At 63.7% G+C, this 5,409-nt stretch carries 4 protein-coding genes; all 4 read right to left on the bottom strand.

Annotation, left to right across the window (positions count from 1 at the left end; all coding sequences use genetic code 11):
- The coding region (locus tag EN994_RS16390; protein WP_127307652.1) for an SDR family NAD(P)-dependent oxidoreductase at positions 1-537 on the bottom strand (537 nt) is incomplete at its 3' end.
- Entirely contained in the window at positions 534-1,052 is a 519-nt protein-coding gene (locus tag EN994_RS16385; RefSeq protein WP_063169538.1) for a hypothetical protein, read from the bottom strand. The genes EN994_RS16385 and EN994_RS16390, both read right to left, overlap by 4 nt.
- A gap of 59 nt (positions 1,053-1,111) precedes the next feature.
- Positions 1,112-2,386 carry a 2-oxoglutarate dehydrogenase complex dihydrolipoyllysine-residue succinyltransferase gene (gene odhB / locus EN994_RS16380; protein ID WP_063169539.1) on the bottom strand — a complete coding sequence of 425 codons (1,275 nt, stop codon included), beginning with the start codon at positions 2,384-2,386 and terminating at the stop codon, positions 1,112-1,114.
- Positions 2,387-2,433: 47 nt separating this feature from the next.
- Positions 2,434-5,409: 2-oxoglutarate dehydrogenase E1 component (locus EN994_RS16375; protein ID WP_127307651.1), on the bottom strand; the 2,976-nt coding region annotated here is incomplete at its 5' end.

The following is a 5,409-nucleotide window of genomic DNA, read 5'->3' as shown; positions in this document are numbered from 1 at the left end:
CGCCACCTCACGGGCGAGCCCGACGGTGAAGGTGTCGATGGCGCCCTTGGAGGCGGCATAATCGACATATTCGCCCGGCGAGCCCAATGTCGCCGCGGCCGACGAGATGTTGACGATGGATCCGCCCGACCCGCCATGACGGGTCGACATGCGCTTCACCGCCTCGCGGGCGCAGAGGAACGAGCCGACGACATTGATGCGCATCATGCGCTCCAGCCGCGAAACATCCATCTCGTCGACGCGCGCCTTGACGTCGACGATGCCGGCATTGTTGACGAAGGCATCGAGCCGTCCATAGGCGCGGTCGACGGCCTCGAACATGGCCACGATATCGGACTCCTTGCCGACATCGCCCTTGACCGCGAAAGCCTCGCCGCCGGCGGCCTCGATCTCGGCGACCAGCGCCTTGGCGGCCTCCTGGTTCGAAGCGTAGTTGACCGCGACCCGGTAGCCGGCCTTCGATCCGAGCCGGCAGATCGCGGCGCCGATGCCGCGGCTGCCGCCGGTGACCAGCAGCACCTTTTGCGTCCCGCTCATTCCTGGCATCCCTTCAAGGCAAACACATCCCACGGCACTTTCGAAAATCCGCTGCCGCCATAGGCGCTGGATTGGCGCAACGCCGACCCGAGGTCCGGCAGGATCAGCGTCTTCGGCGCTTCGACGCCTTCAGCCGGCAGCAGTCCGATGTTGCCCTTTTCATCCGCCGTGTAGATGACGCCGTGCCAGGGCGTGCAGGCGGCAAGCTCCTCGCCGGTGACGTCGCCCTCGGGGCATTTGTGCATCAGCGCACCGTTCGGCCGCGATACGCCTTCATTCCACATGACGATGCCGTTGAGCACCACATCATTGTCGAGAATCATGCGGAAGGTGTTGGTGACGGTCGCCGAGGTGCCGGTCGGCGTGAAGTCGATCTCGCTGCCGCTCTGTGTATCGCCATAGACAGCGAGCTCGATCGGACAGGCGGCGTGAGCGCCGGCAGCGGCCAGCACCATGCCGGCCGCGATCGATGCGATCGAAAGCACCTTGGAAAGGCTAAGGGAACGGGTCGTCATTCTGCCGCGCAGATCCCTTCCTCCGGCACACATTCCAACAGCCGGATCAGCACCAGACCTCAGAGATCAAGCACCAGCCGTTCCGGATCCTCCAGGCTTTCCTTGACGCGGACCAGGAAGGTCACCGCTTCCTTGCCGTCGACGATGCGGTGATCGTAGCTGAGCGCCAGGTACATCATCGGCCGGATCACGATCTGGCCGCCCACTACGACCGGCCGGTCCTGGATCTTGTGCATGCCCAGAATGCCCGACTGCGGCGCGTTTAGGATCGGCGTCGACATCAGCGACCCGTAGACGCCACCGTTGGAAATCGTAAACGTGCCGCCCTGCATGTCGGCGACCGACAGCTTGCCGTCGCGCGCGGCGATGCCCAGCCGGCCGATGTCCTTCTCGATCTCGGCGATCGACATCTGGTCGGCATCGCGCACCACCGGCACGACAAGGCCCTTTTCGGTGCCCACGGCGACGCCGATATGGGCATAGTTCTTGAAGATGATGTCGGTGCCGTCGATCTCGGCATTGACCGAGGGGATTTCCTTCAGGGCGTGGGTGACGGCTTTGGTGAAGAAGCCCATGAAGCCGAGCTTCACGCCGTGCTTCTTCTCGAACACGTCCTTGTACTTGGTGCGCAGCGCCATCACCGCTGACATGTCGACCTCGTTGAAGGTGGTCAGCATGGCTGCGGTCGACTGCGCTTCCTTGAGGCGGCGCGCGATGGTCTGGCGCAATTTGGTCATGCGCACGCGCTCCTCGCGCGATGCATCGTCGCCCGCGGACGGCGCCCGCACGGCAACCGGTGCCGGTGCTGCTTTCGGTGTCTCGGCCGGCTGCGACGGCGCGCCCTTGGAGATGGCGTCGAGCACGTCACCTTTCAGCACCTGGCCGCGCTTTCCCGAACCGGAGATCTGGTCGACCGAGAGATTGCTTTCGGCGATCAGTTTCGCCGCGGCCGGTGCCGGTGGCATGGTGCGCGGCTCGACCGGGCCGGCATCGCCGGCGATCTTGGCGGTCTCGGCCGCGGCCTGCTTGCCGGTCGATGCCGCATCCGGCGACGAGGCCTGCGACACCGCTTGCGGCTTCGTGGCGGGAGCCGCGCCGCCTGCCGAAATCGACCCCAGCAGCGCGCCGACACCGACCGTCTCGCCTTCCTTGACGGTGATCTCACCCAGCGTGCCGGCGGCGGCGGCAGGCACCTCCACCGTCACCTTGTCGGTCTCGAGCTCGACCAGCGGTTCATCGGCGGCGATTGTATCGCCAACCTTCTTGAACCATTTGCCGACGGTCGCTTCAGTGACGGATTCGCCGAGAGTGGGAACGCGGATTTCGGTAGCCATTGTGCCTGTCCGTTTTCTTTCGGTTCTGTTGTTCGCCCAGATCTTCTCTATTCACCAAGCGCGTCTTCGAGCAAGGCGGCGAGCTGGGCGAGATGCTTCGACATCAGTCCGGTCGCCGGCGAGGCGGCGGCCGGACGGCCGGTGTAGCGCACCCGCTGATGCTTGGCGTCGATATGCGCCAGCACCCATTCCAGATACGGGTCGATGAACGACCAGGCGCCCATGTTCTTGGGCTCCTCCTGGCACCACACCATCTCGGCATTGCGGAACCGCGACAGTTCGGTGATCAGCGCCTTGGCCGGGAACGGGTAAAGCTGCTCGACGCGCAGCAGATAGATGTCGTTGATGCCGCGCTTCTCGCGCTCCTCATAGAGGTCGTAATAGACCTTGCCCGAACACAGCACGACGCGGCGGATCTTGGAATCCTTGACCAGCTTGATCGCTTGTCCGGAAAGCAGCTGCGCATCGTCCCACAGCAACCGGTGGAACGAGCTTTCGCCCGAAATTTCCGGCAGCGTCGACACCGCGCGCTTGTGGCGCAGCAGCGACTTCGGCGTCATCAGAATCAGCGGCTTGCGGAAGTCGCGCTTCAGCTGCCGGCGCAATATGTGGAAGTAGTTGGCCGGCGTGGTGCAGTTGGCGACTTGCATGTTGTCTTCGGCGCAAAGCTGCAGGAAGCGTTCGAGCCGGGCCGAGGAATGTTCCGGACCCTGGCCTTCATAGCCATGCGGCAAGAGGCAGACGAGGCCCGACATTCTGAGCCACTTGCGTTCGCCTGACGAGATGAACTGGTCGAACACCACCTGGGCGCCGTTGGCGAAGTCGCCGAACTGCGCTTCCCACAAGGTCAACGCCTTTGGCTCGGCCAGGCTGTAGCCGTATTCGAAGCCCAGAACCGCCTCTTCCGACAGCATCGAGTTGATGACTTCGTAGCCGGCCTGAGCCGCCGACAGATTGTTGAGCGGGATGTAGCGGGTCTCGTCGCGCTGGTCGTAGAGCACGGAATGGCGCTGCGAGAAGGTGCCGCGTTCGGAATCCTGCCCCGACAGGCGGATCGGATTGCCGTCGAGCAGGATGGCGCCGAAGGCCAGCGCCTCGGCCGTCGACCAGTCGATGCCTTCGCCGGACTCGATCGCCTGGCGGCGGTTTTCGAGGAAGCGGATGATCGTCTTGTGCGCCTCGAAGTCCTTCGGCACCTCGGTCAGCTTCCTGCCGATTTCCTTCAGTGTCTTGACCGGCACGGCGGTCTTGCCGCGCCGCTGTTCGTCCTGGTTGTCGGCAGTGCGCAGGCCCGACCAGGCGCCGTCGAGCCAGTCAGCCTTGTTGGGCTTGTAGTGCTGGCCGACTTCCCATTCGGATTCCAGATGCGCCCGCCAGTCGGCTTTCAACTGGTCGAGCTCGGCCTGGGTGAGGTGACCCTCGGCGATCAGCCGGTCGCCATAGATCTGCACCGTCGTCTTGTGGTTGCGGATGTTGCGGTACATGATCGGCTGGGTGAAGGCCGGTTCGTCGCCCTCATTGTGGCCGAAGCGGCGATAGCAGAACATATCGACCACAACAGGCTTGAAAAACTTCATGCGAAACTCGATCGCCACCTTGGTGGCGTGCACCACGGCTTCCGGGTCGTCGCCATTGACGTGGAAGATCGGTGCTTCGATCATCTTGGCGACGTCGGACGGATAGGGCGAGGAGCGCGAAAAGCGCGGGTTGGTGGTGAAACCAATCTGGTTGTTGATGATGAAATGCAGCGTGCCGGCGACGCGGTGGCCGCGCAGGCCGGACAGGCCGAGGATCTCGGCGATCACGCCCTGACCGGCGAAGGCGGCATCGCCATGCAGCAAGAGCGGCAGCACCTTGGCGCGCTCTTCCAGCGGCACGATTTCCTCGCGGCTGCGGCCGAACAGATAATCCTGCTTGGCGCGCGCCTTGCCCATCACCACCGGATCGACGATTTCCAGATGCGAGGGGTTGGCGGTCAAGGACAGATGCACCTTGTTGCCGTCGAACTCGCGGTCCGACGAGGCGCCGAGATGGTACTTGACGTCGCCCGAGCCTTCGACCTCATCGGGTGCCGCAGAGCCGCCCTTGAACTCGTGGAAGATGGCGCGGTGCGGCTTGGCCATCACCTGGGAGAGCACGTTCAGCCGGCCGCGATGCGCCATGCCGAGCACGATTTCCTTCATGCCGAGCTGGCCGCCGCGCTTGACGATCTGCTCCAGCGCCGGGATCAGCGCCTCACTGCCATCGAGGCCGAAGCGCTTGGTGCCCTTGTACTTGACGTCGATGAACTGCTCGAAGCCTTCAGCCTCGACCAGCTTCTGCAGGATCGCCTTCTTGCCGGCGGCGGTGAAGGTGATCTCCTTGTCGGCACCCTCGATGCGCGCCTGGATCCAGGCCTTTTCCTCAGGGTCGGAAATATGCATGAACTCGACGCCGAGCGTGGAGCAATAGGTGCGGGTCAGGATTTCCAGCATCTGCCGGATGCTGCCGAATTCAAGCCCCAGCACATTGTCGAGGAAGATCGGCCGGTCGTAATCGGCTTCGGTGAAGCCGTAGTTTTCCGGCGACAGCTCGTTGTAATCCTCGAGCGGCTTGGCGATGCCGAGCGGATCGAGATTGGCGTGCAGATGGCCGCGCATGCGGTAGGCGCGGATCATCATGATGGCGCGCACCGAATCGCGCGTCGCCTGGTGCACGTCGGCGTCGGACAGGACGACGCCATTGGTGACCGCCTTGTCCTTGACCTTCTTTTCGATCGTCTTCTCGACGATGCCCCAATTGCCGTCGAGCGCCGACACCAGTTCGCCATTGGCCTGCAGCGGCCAGGAGGGCTTGGCCCAGGAGGCGCCCTTGGCGTTCCTGCGCACATCGCCGGAATCGTCTTTCAGCCCGGCGAAGAACTCCTGCCATTCGGGATTGACCGAGGCTGGATCGTCCTCATAGGCGGCATAAAGCGCGTCGATGTAATCGGCATTGCCGCCATAGAGGAAAGAGGTGAGAGAAAATTGGTCGTTGGCCTGATC

The organism is Mesorhizobium sp. M7A.F.Ca.CA.002.09.1.1, assembly GCF_003998555.1.
In the GTDB taxonomy this organism is placed as follows: Bacteria; Pseudomonadota; Alphaproteobacteria; order Rhizobiales; family Rhizobiaceae; genus Mesorhizobium; species Mesorhizobium ciceri.
Note: the sequence above shows the minus strand (reverse complement) of the source record. Positions and strands in the feature narration are given on the sequence as shown.

What these genes read in the sequence shown, in the direction of transcription:
- EN994_RS16385 (WP_063169538.1), bottom strand. Translation starts at nt 1,052, where the DNA reads ATGACGACCCGTTCCCTTAGCCTTTCCAAGGTGCTTTCGATCGCATCG.
- odhB (WP_063169539.1), bottom strand. Translation starts at nt 2,386, where the DNA reads ATGGCTACCGAAATCCGCGTTCCCACTCTCGGCGAATCCGTCACTGAA.